The organism is Roseibium album, from assembly GCF_001404515.1.
GTDB classification, from domain to species: domain Bacteria; phylum Pseudomonadota; class Alphaproteobacteria; order Rhizobiales; family Stappiaceae; genus Roseibium; species Roseibium album.
This window is the reverse complement of the sequence record NZ_CXWE01000001.1, coordinates 151,151-171,410: the sequence shown is the minus strand read 5'-3', so window position 1 is coordinate 171,410 and position 20,260 is coordinate 151,151. Positions and strand designations below refer to the sequence as shown.

Annotated in this window: 17 protein-coding genes; 13 read left to right on the top strand and 4 right to left on the bottom strand. The window is 56.9% G+C overall.

Translation table 11 applies throughout. The features are described 5' to 3' along the window. The first annotated feature begins 116 nt into the window (after nucleotides 1-116). The 5 genes from ileS to LA5095_RS00755 all read left to right on the top strand — a co-directional run bounded on the left by ileS (nucleotide 117) and on the right by LA5095_RS00755 (nucleotide 7,352). Complete coding sequence (gene ileS / locus LA5095_RS00775) at nucleotides 117-3,077, top strand: isoleucine--tRNA ligase (protein WP_055111107.1); 2,961 nt, start codon at nucleotides 117-119, stop codon at nucleotides 3,075-3,077. A gap of 33 nt (nucleotides 3,078-3,110) precedes the next feature. Beyond that, nucleotides 3,111-3,647 carry a signal peptidase II gene (lspA, locus tag LA5095_RS00770; RefSeq protein ID WP_082442708.1) on the top strand — a complete coding sequence of 179 codons (537 nt, stop codon included), beginning with the start codon at nucleotides 3,111-3,113 and terminating at the stop codon, nucleotides 3,645-3,647. A 77-nt stretch (nucleotides 3,648-3,724) separates the two neighbouring features. Continuing rightward, nucleotides 3,725-4,432 (top strand): hypothetical protein, encoded by a 708-nt coding sequence (locus LA5095_RS00765; RefSeq protein ID WP_144436102.1) that lies wholly within the window; start codon nucleotides 3,725-3,727, stop codon nucleotides 4,430-4,432. A gap of 118 nt (nucleotides 4,433-4,550) precedes the next feature. Further along, nucleotides 4,551-6,023 carry a M16 family metallopeptidase gene (locus LA5095_RS00760; protein WP_235808832.1) on the top strand — a complete coding sequence of 491 codons (1,473 nt, stop codon included), beginning with the start codon at nucleotides 4,551-4,553 and terminating at the stop codon, nucleotides 6,021-6,023. Between the two features lie 3 nt (nucleotides 6,024-6,026). Beyond that, nucleotides 6,027-7,352, top strand: a complete 1,326-nt coding sequence (locus tag LA5095_RS00755) for a M16 family metallopeptidase (RefSeq protein ID WP_055111103.1) — start codon at nucleotides 6,027-6,029, stop codon at nucleotides 7,350-7,352. A gap of 178 nt (nucleotides 7,353-7,530) precedes the next feature. Here the strand turns inward: LA5095_RS00755 and LA5095_RS00750 are convergent, their stop codons facing one another. Continuing rightward, the gene (locus LA5095_RS00750; RefSeq protein ID WP_055111101.1) at nucleotides 7,531-8,106 is read right to left on the bottom strand and encodes a helix-turn-helix domain-containing protein; all 576 of its coding nucleotides are present in this window, start codon (nucleotides 8,104-8,106) and stop codon (nucleotides 7,531-7,533) included. A 111-nt stretch (nucleotides 8,107-8,217) separates the two neighbouring features. Here LA5095_RS00750 and LA5095_RS00745 point away from each other — a divergent pair, with 111 nt between their 5' ends. Then, nucleotides 8,218-9,402 (top strand): benzoate/H(+) symporter BenE family transporter, encoded by a 1,185-nt coding sequence (locus LA5095_RS00745; RefSeq protein ID WP_055111100.1) that lies wholly within the window; start codon nucleotides 8,218-8,220, stop codon nucleotides 9,400-9,402. A gap of 157 nt (nucleotides 9,403-9,559) precedes the next feature. Here LA5095_RS00745 and LA5095_RS00740 read toward each other — a convergent pair whose 3' ends face one another. After that, entirely contained in the window at nucleotides 9,560-11,176 is a 1,617-nt protein-coding gene (locus LA5095_RS00740; protein WP_082442707.1) for an EAL domain-containing protein, read from the bottom strand. 354 nt (nucleotides 11,177-11,530) lie between these two features. On the opposite strand from LA5095_RS00740, the gene LA5095_RS00735 reads away from it, so the two are divergent. The 7 genes from LA5095_RS00735 (at nucleotide 11,531) to LA5095_RS00705 (ending at nucleotide 18,693) form a co-directional block, all read left to right on the top strand. After that, nucleotides 11,531-12,355: a hypothetical protein gene (locus LA5095_RS00735; RefSeq protein ID WP_055111095.1), complete on the top strand. Its 825-nt coding sequence runs from the start codon at nucleotides 11,531-11,533 to the stop codon at nucleotides 12,353-12,355. Between the two features lie 150 nt (nucleotides 12,356-12,505). Next, complete coding sequence (locus LA5095_RS00730) at nucleotides 12,506-13,996, top strand: sigma-54 dependent transcriptional regulator (protein ID WP_055111093.1); 1,491 nt, start codon at nucleotides 12,506-12,508, stop codon at nucleotides 13,994-13,996. A gap of 114 nt (nucleotides 13,997-14,110) precedes the next feature. Continuing rightward, nucleotides 14,111-14,680 (top strand): hypothetical protein, encoded by a 570-nt coding sequence (locus LA5095_RS00725; protein WP_055111090.1) that lies wholly within the window; start codon nucleotides 14,111-14,113, stop codon nucleotides 14,678-14,680. Between the two features lie 286 nt (nucleotides 14,681-14,966). Continuing rightward, nucleotides 14,967-15,254: a co-chaperone GroES gene (gene groES, locus LA5095_RS00720; protein WP_029063691.1), complete on the top strand. Its 288-nt coding sequence runs from the start codon at nucleotides 14,967-14,969 to the stop codon at nucleotides 15,252-15,254. 57 nt (nucleotides 15,255-15,311) lie between these two features. Further along, on the top strand, nucleotides 15,312-16,955 hold the full coding sequence (gene groL / locus LA5095_RS00715; RefSeq protein WP_055111088.1) for a chaperonin GroEL: 1,644 nt from the start codon (nucleotides 15,312-15,314) through the stop codon (nucleotides 16,953-16,955). 384 nt (nucleotides 16,956-17,339) lie between these two features. Then, on the top strand, nucleotides 17,340-17,954 hold the full coding sequence (locus LA5095_RS00710) for a LysE family translocator (protein WP_055111087.1): 615 nt from the start codon (nucleotides 17,340-17,342) through the stop codon (nucleotides 17,952-17,954). A 100-nt stretch (nucleotides 17,955-18,054) separates the two neighbouring features. Beyond that, entirely contained in the window at nucleotides 18,055-18,693 is a 639-nt protein-coding gene (locus tag LA5095_RS00705) for a 2-hydroxychromene-2-carboxylate isomerase (RefSeq protein WP_055111085.1), read from the top strand. Nucleotides 18,694-18,699: 6 nt separating this feature from the next. Here the strand turns inward: LA5095_RS00705 and LA5095_RS00700 are convergent, their stop codons facing one another. Both LA5095_RS00700 and LA5095_RS00695 read right to left on the bottom strand, forming a co-directional pair. Next, complete coding sequence (locus LA5095_RS00700; RefSeq protein ID WP_082442706.1) at nucleotides 18,700-19,899, bottom strand: RNA polymerase sigma factor; 1,200 nt, start codon at nucleotides 19,897-19,899, stop codon at nucleotides 18,700-18,702. Further along, entirely contained in the window at nucleotides 19,896-20,249 is a 354-nt protein-coding gene (locus LA5095_RS00695) for a YciI family protein (RefSeq protein ID WP_055111083.1), read from the bottom strand. Before LA5095_RS00695 ends, LA5095_RS00700 begins: the two co-directional genes overlap by 4 nt. Nucleotides 20,250-20,260: the final 11 nt, after the last annotated feature.

Sequence of the window (20,260 nt, the reverse complement as noted above, 5' to 3'; positions counted from 1 at the left end):
GCGAACAACGCGGCGCCAGGGACCGGGACACTCCTGTTCTCGCGGCCTGAAGACAGGCACGCAACACCCCGTAAAATTGGCGGGCAGTTTGCCCGAACGACCGGATCGACTTGACGATGACCGAGACAGATAAACGCGACTATTCCGAAACGCTCAACTTGCCGAAGACCGATTTCCCGATGCGGGCGGGCCTTCCCAAGAAGGAACCTGAAATCCTCGCAAGGTGGGAAAAGCTTGATATCTACAACAAATTGCGCGCGCAGGGTGCGACCCGCGACAAATTCGTGCTGCATGACGGCCCCCCCTATGCCAACGGCAACATCCACATCGGGCATGCACTCAACAAGACGTTGAAGGACATTGTCACCCGCTCGATGCAGATGATGGGTTTCGAGAGCAATTATGTTCCTGGCTGGGATTGCCACGGCCTGCCGATCGAATGGAAAATCGAGGAACAGTACCGCGCCAAGGGCAAAAACAAGGACGAGGTTCCGATCAACGAATTCCGCAAGGAATGCCGCGAATTCGCCGAACACTGGATCGATGTACAGCGCAAGGAATTCAAGCGCCTCGGTATTGAGGGGGACTGGGACAACCCCTATCTTACCATGCGCTTTGAGAGCGAGGCGGTCATCGCCCGGGAGCTGATGAAATTCGCCATGTCCGGGCAGCTTTATCGCGGCTCCAAGCCGGTCATGTGGTCGGTTGTCGAAAAGACGGCACTCGCGGAAGCAGAAATCGAGTATCAGGATCATAAGTCCGACATGATCTGGGTGAAATTTCCGGTCGTGACCGCTGGTGGCAGTGATCAGGCCGCCGTGGAGCAATTGCTCGATGCGTCCCTGGTCATCTGGACAACCACGCCCTGGACCATTCCCGGAAACCGGGCGATCTGTTTCTCTTCGCGTATCGCCTACAGTCTGTATGAAGTCACGCAGGATGGCCTGCCGGACGAAAACTGGGTGCAGAAAGGCGATCTCCTGATCCTTGCCGATGCTCTGGCGGCAGACGTCTTCAAGAACGCCCGCATTTCAGACTTCAATCGTGTTCGTGCCGTAACCGCAGACGAACTTGAGGCAATCACCTGTGCACACCCTCTCGCCGACCTCGGCCTCGGCGGCTACGAATTCGATGTGCCCGTGCTGGATGGTGATCACGTAACCGATGATGCAGGTACGGGCTTTGTCCATACTGCCCCCGGCCACGGCTCGGACGATTTTGAAATCTGGATGGATAAACGCGCCGAACTGGATGCGCGCGGTATCAATACCGCCATCCCGTTCACGGTTGCCGATGACGGATTTTACACCAAGGATGCTCCGGGCTTTGAAGGTGCCGAGGTCATCACCCACAAGGGTGAAAAGGGCAAAGCCAACAAGGTGGTCATCGAAAAGCTGAAGGAAAGCGGAAATCTGATCGGCCTTGGCAGACTTAACCACTCCTATCCGCATTCCTGGCGCTCGAAGAAACCGGTGATCTTCCGCAACACCCCGCAGTGGTTCGTCTACATGGACAAGACCTTGTCCGGTGAAGGAGACACGTTGCGCACGCGCGCGCTCAACGCGATCGACGAGACCCGCTTCGTACCGGGAAGCGGTCAGAACCGGTTACGCTCGATGATCGAGAACCGTCCGGACTGGGTCCTGTCCCGCCAACGCGCATGGGGTGTTCCGATTACCGTGTTCATCCACAAGGAGACGTCTGACGTTCTGAAGGATGAGGCAGTCAACGCGCGCATTTACGAAGCCTTTTGCGATGAAGGTGCCGATGCATGGTACGCGGAAGGTGCCAAGGAGCGTTTCCTCGGGAATGACTATCTGGCCGATGACTGGGACATGGTCACCGATATTCTCGATGTGTGGTTCGATTCCGGTTCCACCCATGCCTTCGTCCTGGAAAAACGGGACGATCTCAACCCGACCCGCAAGAAGGACGGCGGAAACGACTATGTTCTTTATCTTGAAGGGTCGGACCAGCATCGCGGCTGGTTCCATTCCTCGCTGCTGGAGAGTTGCGGCACGCGCGGTACGGCGCCCTATGACGCCGTCCTGACACACGGCTTCACCATGGCCGAAGATGGCCGCAAGATGTCCAAGTCACTCAACAACCAGGTGTTCCCTCAGGATATCATCAAGCAGTACGGGGCCGACATCCTGCGTCTTTGGGTGGCGTCGACAGACTATTGGGAAGACCAGCGTCTCGGCCAGGAAATCATCAAGACAAACGTCGACAGCTATCGCAAGCTGCGCAACACGCTGCGCTGGATGCTCGGATCCCTTGCTCATGCAACCGGCGAAGAGGTCTCGATCGCCGACATGCCTGAACTCGAAAGACTGATGCTGCATCGTCTTGCCGAGTTGGACGCCCTGGTTCGTGAAGCCTATTGGGAGTTCGACTACAAGAAGGTGACCCACCAGCTCTTCACCTTCATGACCGTCGAATTGTCCGCCTTCTATTTCGATATCCGCAAGGACACGCTTTATTGCGATGCCGAATCTTCTGCTCGCCGCAAGGCGTCGCTCTTCGTCATCGACAAGCTGTTCAACTGCCTGGTCACCTGGATGGCGCCGATGCTGCCATTCACAATGGACGAAACCTGGGTTACCCGCTACGGGGAAGAGACCTCGGTTCATCTTGAGCAATTCCCGGTCGTTCCCGCAGAATGGCGAGATGAAGATCTGGCTGCCAAATGGGCGAAGATCAGAACGGTTCGCCGCGTGATCACCGGTGCTCTTGAAATTGAACGCAGGGAAAAGCGGATCGGTTCGTCACTGGAGGCACACCCGGTCGTACATGTGACCGATCCGGATCTGATGGCCGCGCTTGAGGGGCAGAACATGGCTGATATTGCCATCACCAGCCAGTTGACGTTGTCTTCCGGCGCTGCGCCGAACGGTGCCTTCACACTTGAAGACACAAAGGGCGTAGCGGTTGTGCCGGCTCTGGCAGAAGGCCAGAAATGCGCCAGATCCTGGAAGATCCTGCCTGAAGTCGGGACTGATCGGGACTATCCGGATGTCACATTGCGCGACGCCGCAGCGCTTCGTGAATGGGACGCTTCTCACGTGCCCGCATAACGCGGCAAGGCAAGGGACAGTTTCTGGAACCGCATGAGCGAACCGACACAAATTGAACCAGATACCGCCGGGCAACCCCTCTTGTGGGGTCGCTTCAGCGGGATTGTGTTCGTTGTTGCGCTTGCCGGCCTCGTCCTGGACCAGGTGAGCAAACTCTGGCTGCTTTATGGCTTCGAGCTTGGAACGAATGGCCCTGTAGAGCTATTCCCGGTGCTGGAATTCGTGCTGGTCTGGAACCGGGGTGTCTCCTATGGCCTGTTTCAACAGGACGGCGATACAGGTCGCTGGCTGCTGGCCGGACTGACGGTTGCCATAACCATCGGTCTTTGGGTCTGGTCGGCGCGCTGCCAGACAAAACTGGTCGCCTTCGCACTCGCGCTGGTCATAGGCGGTGCGATCGGCAATGGAATAGATCGAATCGCATACGGTGCCGTGGTTGATTTTGTGCATTTTCACGTTGGCACATTCTCCTGGTACGTCTTCAACCTCGCAGATGTGTGGATCGTTGCAGGCGTCGTCGCTCTCCTGTATGACAGTTTCAGAATTGGTCCTAATTCAGCCGCAAAATGAAGGTTTAACGCTGAACAGATGGATTGCGGGCGCGTGTATGCCTGCTTTTTCAACAGGTAACCGGGGAGTCTGCTGTGGTGCGGACGAAAATTAGCTGGGTCAGAAAATCCGCCGTGCTTGTCCTATTGACTGGGCTGGCGGCTTGCCAGGCGGCCGACGGAACATCGCAGGCGCCGGATGTGGCACTGGTGAATTCCCTCATGAGCGGGCTCGGCGCTGTCGATCCGAACGCAAAGCCCATCGATTACAAACCCCGCGCTCCGCTTGCCATGCCTGCCGAACCGGGAAAGCTTCCGGAACCGGAAACCGAAGTTGCCGGAACCGATGCCCAGAACTGGCCGCAGCAACAGGAAAATGCTCAATACCGGGAACTGAAGGAGCTCTACGCAGATACCGGCGGGCTCAACAAGCAACCCTTGACACCTGAGCAAATGCGCGGCTTCAAGATCACGGGCGTGACCGGCCAGACGACACGAGACCTGGAAGCCGAGCGCCGCGACAACGATATTGCCGAAGGCGAAGTTCAAACACGCGCGCAGCAGCGCGAAGAGTGGGAAAAGCTTCAGCAACTCAAGGCACAGCAGGCCGGTCTGGAAGACAATGGTATTGCGACACGCCGCTTCCTGACCGAACCGCCAAGCAGCTACAGCACGCCGTCCCCGGACGCGCCGATGCCGGACATTGTAAAGAAGTCGAACAACAAGAAACCGACCAATTACGATCCATATACAAGTACGCCAGTCGATCCGCGGTGTCTGGAAGGTCAACAGGAATTTTGTAACTGACCGATCCGCGGTTAAACCGCGAATGACAAAAATGTAATGGGACCTCTGGACCAACCTTCCTATATGGAGGGATCAGTCCGGAGGTTTTTTCGTTTTCAGGCCACAAAGGGAGTTACACGTGAACCCTCGCCAAAATGCATTTCGTCCATCAATTGCAAAACGACTGCGACGGTCCGCCCGTCTTTTGGCTCTACCCGTACTCTTGCTGGGTACTACAGCGCTTCTCACCCCATCGCAGGTTGCTGCAGACTCACTCCTGACGAGCGATATCGTCATAGCACCCAATCTGGAGAGTTTCACGCTGGAGAACGGCCTCCAGGTCGTCGTGATACCTGACCGCCGGGCCCCGGTCGCCACGCACATGATCTGGTACAAGGTCGGATCGGCAGATGAACCAGAGGGGCAGTCAGGCGTGGCACACTTTCTTGAACACCTGATGTTCAAGGGGACAAAAGCATACCCTGACGGCGCTTTTTCGAAAATGATCGCGGAGCGAGGTGGTCAGGAAAACGCCTTCACGAGCCTGGACTACACGGCCTATTTCCAGAAGGTCGCAAAAGAACACCTGCCGCTGATGATGAAGCTTGAGGCGGACCGCATGGAGAACCTGGTGCTGACCGAAGAGATCGTCGCGCCGGAACGTGATGTCGTGCTTGAAGAACGCAGAAGCCGTGTGGACAGCGAGCCCGGTTCGCGCCTGCGCGAAGCCATGAACGCCATCACATTCGTCAACCATCCGTATGGGTCACCCGTGATCGGCTGGGAGAGCGAAATCGAAGCCCTGAACAAGGATGCCGCGATAGATTTTTATGACCGGTTCTACACACCGAACAACGCGGTGGTCGTGATCGCCGGTGACGTCGACGTTGAAAAGATCCGGGAACTTGCAATCGAAACCTATGGCAAGGTCGCAAGGCGTGCGGAACCCGGCGAACGTGTGAGACCTTTGGAACCACCACTCTCCGGAGAACGCCGGATTGCGGTTTCTGATCCAAGGGTCCGCCAGGAAACCATTTCGCAGACCTGGGTCGTTCCCAGCCAGTCGACGGGACAGGGACGGACGCCGGAGGCGCTCGATGTCCTGTCGTATATTCTGGGAGAAGGCCCTTCGAGCCGGTTGCACAAGGCCCTCGTGCTTGGCCAGGAAGCTGCCATCGGAGCAGGAGCCTATTACCAGAGCCGAGCCCTGAATGACGGCAGGTTCGGAGTTTATGCCGCCCCGCGCCCGGGTAAGACCCTTGAAGAAATGGAGCGCCTGATAGCAGCGGAGCTGCAGAAGGTCATCGATACAGGCGTCTCCGAAGAAGAAGTGGCGCGTGCCAAAAACAGCATGCTTGCAAGCGCGATCTACGCCCAGGACAGCCAGTCAGGACTCGCCAGGCTGTTCGGCGGTGCACTGACCACCGGCCAGACGGTGGAAGATGTCCAAAGCTGGCCGGCACAGATAAGTGCCGTTACGCCTGCGGATGTTCTGGAGGCCGCGCGGTCCTACCTGACAAAAATCCCGGTTTACGGGGAATTGCGGATCGAAAGCGGGACAGAACCCGCAGCCGCCCTGACCAATGCAACAGAAGTCAACGACAAGTCCTGATCCATGACCCAGAAGACATTCTTTCGCACGCTTTCATCCCTCGCCGTTCTTTCCGTCGTCGCCCTTATGGCGCTTTCCCGTCTTGCCTATGCTGTCGAGATACAGAAAGTTGTCAGTCCGAAGGGTATCGAAGCCTGGCTCGTTGAGGATCATACGGTTCCCATCATCGCGGTGAATTTTTCCTTTGACGGTGGCTCAACGCAGGATCCAGCGGGAAAAGAAGGCCTGACACGGCTGCTGGCGGCGTCACTGGATGAAGGTGCAGGTGACCTCGCTTCCGAAGATTTTCAGGGCAAGCTGGAAGAACTCGCTGTGAGTATCGGGTTCAGCACCGGCAAGGACCGGTTTTACGGAAGCTTGAGAACTCTCAGCCCAAGACTGACACAGGCAACAGATCTTCTGAAGCTCGCAGTCAATGAACCCCGTTTCGATGAAACCCCCGTCGAGCGCATGAAGACGCAATTGAGTACGCAGATCAGACGGAACCAGAGCGATCCGAACGCGATTGCAGGCCGGTCACTCGCCGATGCCATGTTCGGGGCGCACCCTTATGCCCGCCCGACGCTTGGGACGATGGAGTCGTTGACCAGCCTTTCCGCAGCAGACCTTCAGGCACAGCACGGCAAGATCCTGACGCGGGACGGACTGAAGATCGGCGTCGTCGGCTCGATCGATGCAAAGACCCTGGCCCCGCTTCTGGACAAGATTTTCGCCGACCTTCCCGAGCGAAGTGACCTGGCGGCTGTCGCCGACCTCGCGCCCCGGACCGGCGGGACAGTTCACCGTGAACTTACAGTGCCGCAAACAACGATACTTCTGGCTTATCCCGGCATCACACGCGACGACCCTGACTATCAGGCGGCTTACGTGATGAATCACATACTTGGAGGTGGGACCTTTACATCATGGATGTATCAGGAAGTGCGCGAAAAACGCGGACTTTCCTATGGGGCGAGCACGTCCTTGTCGCCTTACCGCCACACAGGCCTTCTCATTGGATCCGCGGCGACCAAATCGGACCGGGCCGGCGAGACTGTAGAGGTGATGCTGAACCAGCTGAGCCGCATGGCAACGCAAGGCCCGAGCCAGGACGAGCTGGAGGCGGCCAAGCGATTTATCACCGGTTCTTACCCACTGCGCTTCGACAGTTCGGGCAAGATCGCCCGTCAGCTCGTTGCCCTTCAAAACGCCGAGCTCGGCATCGACTATTTCGACCGCCGCAACAGCGAGATCCAGGCCGTGACACTTGAAGACGTTCAGCGCGTTGCAAAAAGGCTGCTCGCGGAACACAAACCGACCATCATCACCGTCGGCCAGCAGCAAGGCTGACAGACGACTGGATTTGATGTGTGTTGTCGAGAGCAGGTGCAGGTCCGCAATGTGCCAGCACCGGTCTCGGCAACTCGCCGCGGCCACCATGCCTATGCCTCACCTCGGCGTCTTTGATCCGGACCAAAAAGAGTCTGCCGCAGTTTCCCTGAAAACGGAACGTTAGGCCTTCTGGTTTTCAGTCTTCGCCTGTTACCTCAAACAATGTTGTTTTGGGATAGTGCAAGGTGTTGTGAAACTGGGCCTGCTCATCGTGAAGATTTCGATATCCATGGGGTTGATCTGCACGAAATCTCAGACCGTCACCGCAGCGGCAGCGTTTCCAGCGGCCGTCGAACAAGATTTCCATCTCTCCCTTGGTCACGAACACATCCTCGACCACACCGACATCGTGTGAGTTCGAGGTGTGTGTCTGTTCTGCTTCCAATGTCACAAGAAACGTCTCAGAACCGAAAACCGGGTCGAAGGGAAATACGGTGTGAAAACCGATGCTTCCCGGAAAGCTGATTAACTCCTTGCGGGCAGGTGTAAAGGTATCACCGGTCTGGATCATGTCTTCAATGAAGGCTGTGAGAGGCAAGTGAAACCCCTTCGCCAATTTCCACAAGGTCGCGATGGTCGGGCTCGAGTCGCCGCGTTCGATCTGATGAAGCATCGCTTTGCTGACGCCAGTCAGCTCCGCGGTCCTCGACAGGCTTAGCCCGGACTTCAATCGAGCGGCCTTGAGTTTGATTTGAATTTTTTTGTCTGTCATTTGCCTGAATCTCTTGTTCGTTATAACGAACGTACGTTATAACGAACAATCGCAGAGTATGGTCCCACGTGTCCAAGCTTAGCTTTCCCGAACCGCAAAGGCACGACAGATATGATTGCCGGTCTGAAACTTTCACATCTTGTCTCGGGATCCATCGCGGTACTGGTCGGCTACACCGGCAGCGTGGCGATCATATTTCAAGCCATTGACAAGCTTGGAGCCACGCAGTTGCAGGCCAACAGCTGGATGCTGGTCCTGGGGCTGGGAACCGGGTTAAGCGGCGTTGCACTGTCCTGGCGCTATCGGATGCCAATCCTGACCGCATGGTCAACACCGGGGGCGGCTTTGCTGGTCATTGGTCTTGATGGCATTCCCATGAGTGAAGCCATTGGCGCCTTTCTGGTTTGCGGCGCGTTACTGACGCTGACCGGATTGACCGGCTGGTTTGAGAAACTGTCGCATCTGATACCTGATGCGATCGCCAGTGCCATGTTGGCAGGAATTCTGTTTCGCTTTGGTTTGGGTGTTTTTTCGTCAATGGAAGAGGACATGGCGCTCGTCGCGGTCATGTGCCTGACGTATCTTGCAGGAAAGCGATGGTTTTCGCGATATGCGATACCTTCGGTATTGGCGACCGGCATCTTTTTTTGCTGGATCGCAGGCGCCTTCCACACCGATGTCGAATTTGCGTTTTCAATCGCTCGACCGGTCTTTGTCATGCCCGAGTTTTCCATGGCCGCACTCATCGGGGTCGGCCTGCCCCTCTACGTGGTCACGATGACCTCGCAAAACATGCCCGGCATCATTGCCTTGAAATCAGCAGGATACCAACCGCCGGTTTCCGCGAGCATGACGGTCACCGGGATGACCACAGTTCTGCTTGCCCCGTTTGGAGGTTTCGCATTCAATCTCGCGGCAATAACTGCAGCGATATGCGCAGGTCCGGAAGCCGATGCAAACCCATTGACGCGATACAAGGCGGCCCTCATTGCTGGTGCATTTTATTGTCTTGTCGGTTTGCTTGGAGCTGCCGTTATCGGTCTATTCCTGATTGCTCCCAAGGCGCTTGTGGTATCGGTTGCGGGGCTTGCGCTCATGAATACCATCGGAACCAGCCTCAACACCGCGCTGTTGCAGTCCGGGCAGCGAGAAGCCGCATTGGTAACTTTCATGACCACTGTGTCCACTATCTCCTTTTTCGGAATTGGTGCGCCTGTCTGGGCCTTGCTTTTCGGGGCTGCGACCAGTTTGGCATTGTCAAAAAAGGGAGTGAACCCTCTAATAAGCGCGAACTAGCAACCACAAAACGACTCTTCCGTGCGACACCAGCCAGATCCGCGTTCCGGCCCATTTCGGGAACGACATCTGCGAGGAAAGGCGTTCCCGATCATGCATTTAAGGAATTGAAAAACGTCCTGCATTCCACACAACCGGTTTGAACGATTGCGCCAGATCAGCCTGCCGCCGACTTTCTGGGAGCCGGCGCGCCCTGCAGGACTTCTGCCCGGACGGGACGCGGCGGAGAAAACAGGTTGCCCTGGGCAAGTTTCACATCGTAGTCGAGCAATTCCAGAACCTGCGATTCCGTCTCGACGTGATCGGTGATCAGTTCCATGCCGTAACGATGCAGCAGATCGCCGAAGTCCGAGGGATGAATGTGACCGTGCTTGGCTTCCCGGCGACCGATCAGATAGTCAGCATGGAGCTTGCCGTATTTGAAGCCACGCCCGGCCAGAGAATTGAAGTCCATTTTCATGTCGTTGATCCGGTCGATCGAGAACCGGAAACCGACTTCATATAGAGCGTTCAGGCTCTCGAGCTCCATCGCTCCCATCTCGGCGACATCGCCCTGGGAGAATTCGAAGACGAGCACATCGGCAAAATCCCTATTGGATTTCACGAATTCCAGAAACCCCGGGAAAAAAGTTTCATCGACAAGCGAAACCAGGGAAATATTGCAGAACAGAACCGCATTGCGATTGCGGGAAGTCAAACGACGTATGACCTGGACGGCACGGAACAGCAACAGGTTGTCTATGCGGGCGATCTGGCCCGACAGCACCGCTTCGGGCAGAAATGCCGTTGCTGCTATCGCATTGCCTTCTGCATCGCGGAGGCGCGTGAAGGCTTCATAGTACTTGACCTGTCGCTGCGGCAAGGTGACGATCGGCTGCAAGTGCAGCTCTACCCTGTTGGCATTGAGCGCGGAAGTTATCAATTCCCGCATTGCCATGTTGGGTTGCGGGCGAGGTGGCTGAACTGTTTCGACATCTTTTGCCTGAAAGTCCGCTTGAGACGTCACTTCATCGCCGAAATCAAACGCAGGTTCAGGCCTCGGTGCCGGCACCATGGTGTCTTCTTCACGGGGTCTTTCGCCATGAACACCATATCGCCGGTCCCATTCCGCCATGTCGCCATGGCCGTGCGTTTCAGGCGACTGTGGAGCCGGTACCTGTGGCGCTGGCGCCTGTGGAGCTGGAGCCTGCCAGTTCATGTGATCAACAGGCGGATGCTCGGGCTCGTGCTGCGGCATCGGATGCAGCTGAGGCGGCACTCTCGGTTCAGCATGTACAGGGTTGTACGGAGGCGGGCTGGGGGGGGCAGGTGCGTATGAGGGCGGAATGCCCGCTTCATGCGCCTGCACAGCGGGCCGGGCCTGCGGATAATGCGGAAGATTGGGCGCCCGCGGCGGTGGAGCAAGTGCCTGTTGATCTTCCACCCGGGTTTCCAGATCGGACATGGCTTCCGCCATCTGTTTCACCAGAGTGCCGAGCACTTCCACCTCGGCGAACAAGGGATCGATTTCCGCGCGGGTCCGGCGAGGCATGGTATGTTCCATTCCCGTCAACCGCCCCTCGAGATTACCGACATCCTCATCAAGGTCGGCCATTCGGTCCTCGAGACGGTCCACCGCAACGCTCACCGCTCCACGATCACGCGCACGGCCGATCAGAAGATGGATCAGAATCATCGTGCACATCAGTGCGAGCGACAGCGAAACGGCTTCACCGAACGGCCGCCCGAACTGAAAAATCAGCACGATTGCGGACGACAACGCGATGATCGCCATGCATATTGCTACAAAGATGGTCCCCGTTCGACCCATGATGTCTGAAAGTTCCGACCCGAATCAAAATTTACCGGTTAATCATGCCTTAAGAAACAGGCACATCCGAATCCGCAAGCCTCTGTGAGGCATCGAATTGCCGACTTGTCCCCGACTATGCATCACCAAACCCACTGTTTTTTCGTTTCATGCGCGATACCGGGCAGGTCGGAAACCGGTGCAGCGCGGAAGCGGTGTCAGCTGCTGTATCTGCCGAACAGGAATGCTAGGGATTTGCAATCACCATAGACTTGGTTAAAATTATGGCGGGCAAAATGTCGTGGTGCAGAAGGAACCGGTTACCATAAGGGGACTGGCATGCACACCGCCGAGCAGACGACCCGGAACGCTTCCACCCGAAAGGCACAGGATGACCGCCGAGGCAGCCACTCGTCTGCTCAGGCCGATTCCGCAAAAGTCCCCGATGCGCACCCGGCACCCAATTCCGATGCCTCCGTCCTGCCGTGCAACGAGAGGCAGGCCCGGTCGGCATTGACCGATGCCCTCGAAAGCGCGGAATTTCGCTCGGCACCTCAACTCAGATCGTTCCTGGAATTTGTCGTCCACGCGTCGCTGGAAAACAAGCATGAAAAGATCAAGGGGTACACGATCGCCGTGGAAGCCCTTGGACGTGCAACGGATTTCAACCCGGTCACCGACCCGATAGTAAGGGTGGAAGCCGCCCGGCTCCGTCGCCGGCTCACGAAATACTATGAGGGTTCGGGTGCCTCCTCCCCTGTCCGTATCACGATCCCCAAGGGAAGTTACGCACCAGCGTTCACCTCCGTGAAATCGGTGGCAGATTCGGGAACAGCAGCCAATCAGCAGGACGCTGTCACGAGCGAGAACAAGGCCGCGGAAGACAGCCGACCGTTCGAGGACCTGCATTCCCCTGTTTCTGCGGACGGTCAAGCAGGTCGCTCTGATGCTGAGCAAAGCCTCGCGAATTCGAATTCCATCGGTCAGGCAGGTACGGCACAAGGCGTGGAAAACGCGAACCCCTTGCAGGGCAGCTCCCAACGCACATTTCCAAATCAGCGGGAATCTCCACTCCCGCGACTCCTCCGGATACAGGTATCGCTTCCGATTGCTCTCGCACTCGCGGCGGGTGGTTTTCTTGCCGGTCTCCTTGTGGGCGCTTAGGATAACTCGCTGGTCCGATCAGTTTTCTCCGTAAAAACTGCAAAATGCGTCATCTGACAACGCTTTGTTTACCCTGTTCGGAGAATTATCAGGGTGACGAATCTTTCGATATTCGAAGGACCCGGATCAAGCGATGGGAGTTACCCAGCAATGGGGAGTATTGAGGGCAACCATTTGCCTGTGATTGTACGTGTACTCGATGCATCGGCCTCGGAGGCAGCTCGCACATCCGCCGTTTGCGCGAAAATATCCGCCTCCTGCGCCGATCCGATCCTCTACACGGACTCAGCGTCCTGCCTTCAGGATCTGGCGGACAAGTCAACCGACGTTCTTATCATAGACCTGGAAACTATTGGCGGTGACGAAGCCCTTGAAGCCTATGCCGTAAGATGTCCGAAGGCCGTAATCATCGCCGTATCGGCAAAAGGATCGGTATCGCGTGCGGTCAGTGCGATGCGATCGGGTGCCCATGACTTCCTGACCAAACCGTTCTCGCTTGATGCACTTGCCACCAAGATCATGTTTCAGCTCAAACAGCGCAGACCTGTTCTGGCGCCCGCTCCCGTCGAGGCCGCATTGCCGAAGGAGCCTATTCGCGTGCCGGAACGCCAAGCCCTGAAGTCGCGATCTGAAATCTCAATCGTTGTACAAACGGGCCTGGATCGCCTGATCGGTGTTTCGCTTCAAATGCGCGACGTCCATGATCAGATAAGACGCATGGCGCCCTCGCAGGCGCCGGTGTTCATCACCGGCGAGTCTGGAACCGGCAAGGAACTGTGTGCAAACGCGATCCATGACCTGTCCGATCGTCATCCCAACCGGTTTGTCACGCTGAACTGTGCCGCCATCCCCCGGGACCTGATCGAAAGCGAAATATTCGGGTACATGCGCGGTGCCTTCACGGGCGCATCGGAAAATCGGGCCGGCGCCGCGGAACAAGCCGATGGCGGAACACTGTTTCTCGACGAGATCGGCGAAATGGACCTGCTGCTGCAAAGCAAGCTTTTAAGGTTTCTTCAAACCGGAAGTTTTCAACGGCTGGGTGACACACAGTCCCGCAAGGTGGATGCACGTATCATCTGCGCGACGAACCGCAATCCGGTTGCCGAGATCACGGCCGGTCGTTTCCGTGAAGACCTTTATTATCGTCTTCACGTCCTACCGGTCCACCTGCCGCCGCTGCGGGAACGCCGCGACGATATCCTGCCGCTTGCGGAGACTTTCCTTGACAGGTACTCCAGCGAAGAACGGCGGAATTTCAAGGGGTTCGACGCCGACGCCGAAACGCGGATCTTGTCCTACGGCTGGCCCGGCAATGTCCGGCAACTTGAAAACACCATTCGACAGATGGTTGTCATGAATGATGGTGCAGCCGTCACCTATGACATGCTGCCGATGGTAATCCGCGATCAAAGCAGTCGGCCGAATGCAATCATCGATCTTTCCAGGGAAAGGTCGCGCGTGAGCGTTCCAAGCCGTCCCTTCGGGTCCATCGAGCCCCTGTGGGCCCAGGAACGGCGGATTATCGAAGACGCCCTCGATGCGTTCGACGGAAACATCGCCATGGCGGCGGCGGCACTGGAAATCAGTCCCTCCACTATCTATCGGAAACGTCAATCCTGGACGGCACGCAGCCTTTAACCGGCTATCCGTTTACTGCATTGCACACATTTTCTTGTCTATCGTCAAAAGTCGGTCTATATCGGCGAAATCGCCAAGAAACGACAAGACATAAGGGCGTGCGGGGAAGTGAAAATGCTGACAGGAAAACGTGTATCCCGGCGAGGTGCCTCTGCTATCCTCCTGGCAACGGGGATTTATACGGGGATTTGCACAGCAAGTGTTCAAGCTGAAACTGTCTCCACTCCCTCAAAAGCGTTCACGGACGCACTGACAGCTTATGATGCAGCCTGGGAAGCCAACGGACTTGCATTCTCGGTTGCAACTTTCACGCAAGACGGTGGAACCGCATACGGACAATATACTCCGCACAAAGATGCCATCTTTCAGGAAGACGACGTCCTTTCCATCTATGCCGAGCCGATCGGATATTCCTTCAGCCAGACCGACGGCATCTACGCGTTTGAACTCACAGCAAGCTACAGGCTCGTGAACCTGTCGGGTCAGGTCCTGGCCGAGCAGGACAATTTCGCCGTGTTTTCCGGTGAGGGCCGATCCAAGCAACGCGAACTTGCCGCAGCCCTTTCCTTCCAGTTCAGCGGGTTGCCGGCCGGCGACTATCAGCTAGAAACCCGATTTAGCGATGATGAGGGCGGAAAAGTAGCCGGATTCACCTTGCCATTTACAATTGCCGATCCCAAATAACGGAACGTTCGGAGACACGAGCGCGCGCTCCGCGTCGGTTTAATTCAAGGTTCCTTGATCAGGAATCACGCCATTGCGCAAATCTGCGCCAAGTGAAGATTAAATTCTCCTCACAAACCATTGACAATCTGGACGTTGCTGCATAAATCCAAGGCGCTGTTAGCACTCGCCTTGAGGGAGTGCTAGTACGCAGCAGGGATCAAGGTCTCCTGCTTAGTTCAACCCAGAAATCATGTCTCGCGCGCTGCCAATTGCGTGGGGCGCGCTCATGAGAGGAAACAGTCTTATGGCATTTCGTCCATTGCACGACCGTGTCGTCGTTCGCCGCGTAGACTCTGAAGAGAAGACTGCCGGCGGAATCATCATTCCAGACACCGCCAAGGAAAAGCCGCAGGAAGGCGAGATCATCGCTATCGGCACCGGCGCCCGTAAAGACAACGGCGAGATCGTTGCGCTCGACGTCAAGGCAGGCGACCGCGTTCTGTTCGGCAAGTGGTCTGGCACCGAAGTCAAAATCGACGGTGAAGACCTGCTGATCATGAAGGAATCCGACATCATGGGCGTGATCGCTTAATCAAACAGCGAACCGCTTCTGATCTCCTCCATTTCTCAATTTAGGTGAGACGACCCTATGTCTGCTAAAGAAGTAAAATTCTCCTCCGACGCCCGTGAGCGCATGCTCCGCGGCGTTGACACTCTCGCAAATGCCGTCAAGGTGACCCTCGGCCCGAAAGGCCGGAATGTCGTGCTCGACAAGGCCTTTGGCGCACCGCGCATCACCAAGGACGGTGTATCGGTTGCCAAGGAAATCGAACTGGAAGACAAGTTCGAAAACATGGGCGCCCAGATGGTGCGCGAAGTCGCTTCCAAAACCAACGACATCGCTGGTGACGGCACGACCACAGCGACCGTTCTGGCCCAGTCCATCGTCAAGGAAGGCGCCAAGGCTGTTGCAGCCGGCATGAACCCGATGGATCTGAAGCGCGGCGTTGACATGGCTGCTGCTGAAGCCGTCAGAGCGCTGGAATCTGCTTCCAAGACCATCACAACTTCCGAAGAAGTTGCACAGGTCGGCACCATTTCCGCAAACGGTGACGAGCAGGTCGGTCAGGACATTGCCGAAGCCATGCAGAAGGTCGGCAACGAAGGTGTTATCACCGTCGAAGAAGCCAAGTCCCTGGAAACCGAGCTGGAAGTCGTTGAAGGCATGCAGTTCGACCGCGGCTACCTTTCTCCGTACTTTGTCACCAATGCCGACAAGATGCTGGCTGACCTGGAAAAGCCGTTCATCCTGCTGCACGAGAAGAAACTCTCCAACCTGCAGGCCATGCTGCCGATCCTGGAATCTGTCGTACAGTCTTCCCGCCCGCTCCTCATCATCGCTGAAGATGTTGAAGGCGAAGCACTGGCAACCCTGGTTGTCAACAAGCTGCGCGGCGGCCTGAAAATTGCTGCTGTCAAGGCTCCTGGCTTCGGTGACCGCCGCAAGGCCATGCTGGAAGACCTCGCGATCCTGACAGGTGGTACCGTGATCTCCGAAGATCTCGGCATCAAGCTGGAAAACGTTTCTCTCGACATGCTCGGCACCGCCGAGAAAGTTGCCATCACCAAGGAAACCACGACCATCGTTGACGGTGCCGGTTCCAAGGAAGACATCGATGGCCGCGTCGGGCAGATCAAGGCGCAAATCGAAGAAACCACTTCCGATTACGACCGCGAGAAACTTCAGGAGCGCCTGGCGAAACTCGCAGGTGGTGTTGCAGTAATCCGCGTTGGCGGTGCGACCGAAATCGAAGTGAAAGAGAAAAAAGACCGCGTCGATGATGCTCTGAACGCAACTCGTGCTGCTGTTGAAGAAGGCATCGTTGCAGGTGGTGGTGTTGCTCTGCTTCGTGCAAAGAATGCTGTCGCCAAACTGACTTCTGCAAATTCCGACATCGCAGCCGGCATCAAGATCGTTCTGCGTGCCCTGGAATCCCCGATCCGCCAGATCGTCGAAAACGCTGGTGTTGAAGGTTCCATCGTCGTTGGCAAGATCCAGGAGAACGATGACGACACATTCGGCTTCAACGCTCAGACCGAAGAATTCGTCAACATGATCGAAGCCGGCATCATCGACCCGACCAAGGTTGTTCGTACGGCTCTTCAGGATGCAGCATCCGTTGCCGGCCTCCTGATCACAACCGAAGCAATGGTCGCAGAGCTTCCGAAGAAAGAAGCAGCCCCGGCAATGCCAGGTGGCGACATGGGCGGTATGGGCGGCATGGGCTTCTAAGAAGCCCGACGCTCAAATGTCTTACGAAAAGGGCGGCTCTCGGGCCGCCCTTTTTGCATTTCTCCACGCTCATCATTTTCAATTCGTACTGCCTTGCAGCATGAGAGCGTCATGGACAGTCAAGAAGCCAGACGTTCAGGTGCTTTGCCGAGGGCCGGCCATTGACGGACTTCCGTCCGCGAGACCTTACCTCGACACATGGCGATCTCTGCCGTCAATCTTGAGATTTACCAGGCTTGGCAGCAATGCAACGGGCCACGGAGGACCGACATCCCAATGACCTGTGCTTACCCTTTCCTGGACCGGTTTCGAACACTGGGGCATAGCCACCAATCAACCTGATCCGATGTTTGCGCGACCTGCAGCCTCTGCTAGAAAGAAATCATGGATCTTACCTCTGCATTTCTTCTGGCAACCGCGACAGCCGCACTTGTGGCAATTCCCGGACCCAACGTCGCCCTGTTCGTCGCGAACACTCTGACGCATGGCGCCCGCTACGGCTGCGCAACAGTGGTCGGCACGACAATCGGCATCGCAATCCAGCTGGCAATCGTCGTTCTCGGCCTGTCCGCGTTACTTCAGGTCGCGGCAAGTACGCTCATCTGGCTGAAATGGGCTGGTGTCCTTTACCTGGTCTATCTTGGCGTGTGCGCGTGGCGCCAGGGGATAGACGACATTGAACGGCCGAAGGCAACCGGCGGAACGATGGGTCGCCTGTTCCTGCAGGGCCTGCTGCTTGCAATTGCAAACCCGAAAACGTTGATCTTCATCGCAGCTTTCCTCCCCCAGTTCACGGGAAACGATCCGACCGCGGGTCACATGGCGGTGGCCGCTGCCATCTATCTTTCGATCGTCTTTGCCGGCGATATGTTGTGGGTCGTGGCGGCAAATGTTTCCAGGCCTCTCGTCATGCAACTGGGCCGTCTCCGGCACAAACTGACCGGTGCGTTGTTTGTCGGTGCCGGTATCGGGCTTGCGCTGGCACGCGTTGAGCGCTGAAGCTGCGTGCCCGGCGAACCGGCCATTGCAGTATCAGGCGACCGGTTCGCTTTACGCTGACCCACGAAAGACCATAGCCCGCAAAATCCGAGGGAATTACATGCCCGTCATCGAATATGTCTATTCTGCGCATTCCGGCTACGCCTATCTCGGATCTTCCGAGCTTATGCGGATCTGCAAGAGCGCCGACGTCGTCTTGATCCACAAACCCGTCTTGCTATCGCCCGTTGTCGACGCTCAGCGCGGACAGTCTTTCCGCAAGCGCACGCAGCAGCACGTCGACTACTTTTTCGGACGCGAGATTGAAAGATGGGCGGAGTATCGTGAGGTGCCCATAATCAACTATCGACCAAGCCGGCACGATGCAGATTACAGCCTCGCCTCGGGCATGATCATCGCCCTGGGAGAAACCGGGCCGATGACTGACCGGATGGCTCACAATCTGCTTCAGGCACATTGGCGTGACGACGTGGACCTGTCGGATCAGGCAGCTCTTGGAAGAATTGCAACGGAAATGGGCCTCGATGCCGAGACGCATTTGGAAAGGGCCGCCTCTCGGGAAGTTCAAGAAACGCTGCGGAAAAACACTGAATGGGCAGTGTCGAACAACGTCTTCGGCTCCCCCACCTATTTCGTCGATGGCGACCCGTTTTACGGACAGGATCACCTGACACTGGTTGAACGTGCCCTTCACACCCCGTTCAAACCGGGAAACTGGTCCAATCCGAGCGTAGCATAACACACGCTATTTATTCAGTTCCTGCGCCCGTTTCCTGGCAAGCAGATTGATTGTCGGACCGTCTGTGGCGAGCGAAATCGCTTTGTCGTAACTTTTTGCCGCTGCGAGGTGATTTCCCGCCCGGGCCTGTAAGTCCGCACGCGCTGCCCAGAGTGGCTGGTATCCGGAACCGGTCACGGTTTCCGCCGCATCCAGGGCTTCCTGCCCAGCCCGAGGTCCATGAAGCCGCCCGGTGACTACCGCCTGCGCAACCAGGCTCCCGACAGAAGGAGCGATTTTGAGAAGCGCGACATAGAGTTTGTTCAGCGCCAGCCAATCGGTGGAGCCGGTTTCCTTCCTCGCAATATGAACAGATTCGATAGCTGCCTCGATCTGGAACCTGCCAACTGACGACTTCACATAGGCGCAGTGCAATTGCCGCTTGCCGTATCTTATCAGCGCGTCGTTCCAGAGCGTCACATCCTGCTCGTCAGTGGGAACCAGCATGTCATCGACAATGCGTGCACGCGCCCGCGCATGGCTGAAGGCGATCAGGGCGGCAAGGCCAAGAGCTTCCGCATTGTCCACTATCAGACGTCCCAGCAGATCTGCGAGATAGAATGCCTCGTCGCCAAGATTTTCTGCGGGATCCTGCCAGTCATGCGCATGCAAGGCATAAAGCGCCTCAAGAATTGCCGTACTGCGTTCCCGCAGGGCGTCGTCGCAGGGAAGCGCGAAGGGTATTCCAGCGTCCCGGATCTTGGCCTTGGTCCGAACCAGTCGCTTGGACAGCGCGACAGGTGAGATCAAAAAGAGCCGCGCAATGGTTTTCGCTTCCAGACCAAGAACGGTTTGCAACATCAGGGGAACGTGCAGATCCTGGGCAATTGCCGGATGCGCGCAAACCATCAGGAGTGACAGGCGCCGGTCCGGGATTGAGCCGTCAGCAAGCTCGGACGAGGGCATATCCGGTATCTCGTTCACGGTCGGAAAACGGAACTGTCGCCGCTGACTGTCCGTCAACCGGTTTCGTGCAGTGGTCAACAGCCAGGCATCCGGGTTGTCCGGAATTCCGTGCGCCGGCCAATGGCTGAGCGCTCTTGCAAATGCCTCTGCCAGTGCATCCTCGGCGAGTGCGATATCGTGCGTGCGAGACGACAGGAGCGCCAGCAGCCGACCATAAGACCCTCGCGCAGCCAGTTCGGCTGCGCGAGCGGCATCTGTCATTCACCCCCCATGGCGGAGGCCCGAATCTCGACCTTTCCGGTCTTGGCAGCAGGACATTTCTGGGCCCACACCATGGCTGCATCCAGGTCCGGAACATCAATGACAAAATATCCGCCAAGCGTTTCCTTCGTATCGGCGAAAGGTCCATCCTGAACCTGCCTGGTTCCACCTTTCAGTGACAAGGTGGTGGCCGAATGTACAGGTTGCAGCCAATCCGTATCGACGAAGACCCCGGCCTTTTGCAATGCTCCGATGTAAGCCCCGTAGACTTCCTTTTCGGCTTGCCAATCCTCGGGCGTCATATCTGAGAGATCCGCAGGATCGGTGTAGAGCAAGAAAGTGTAGCGCATACTTTTTCCTT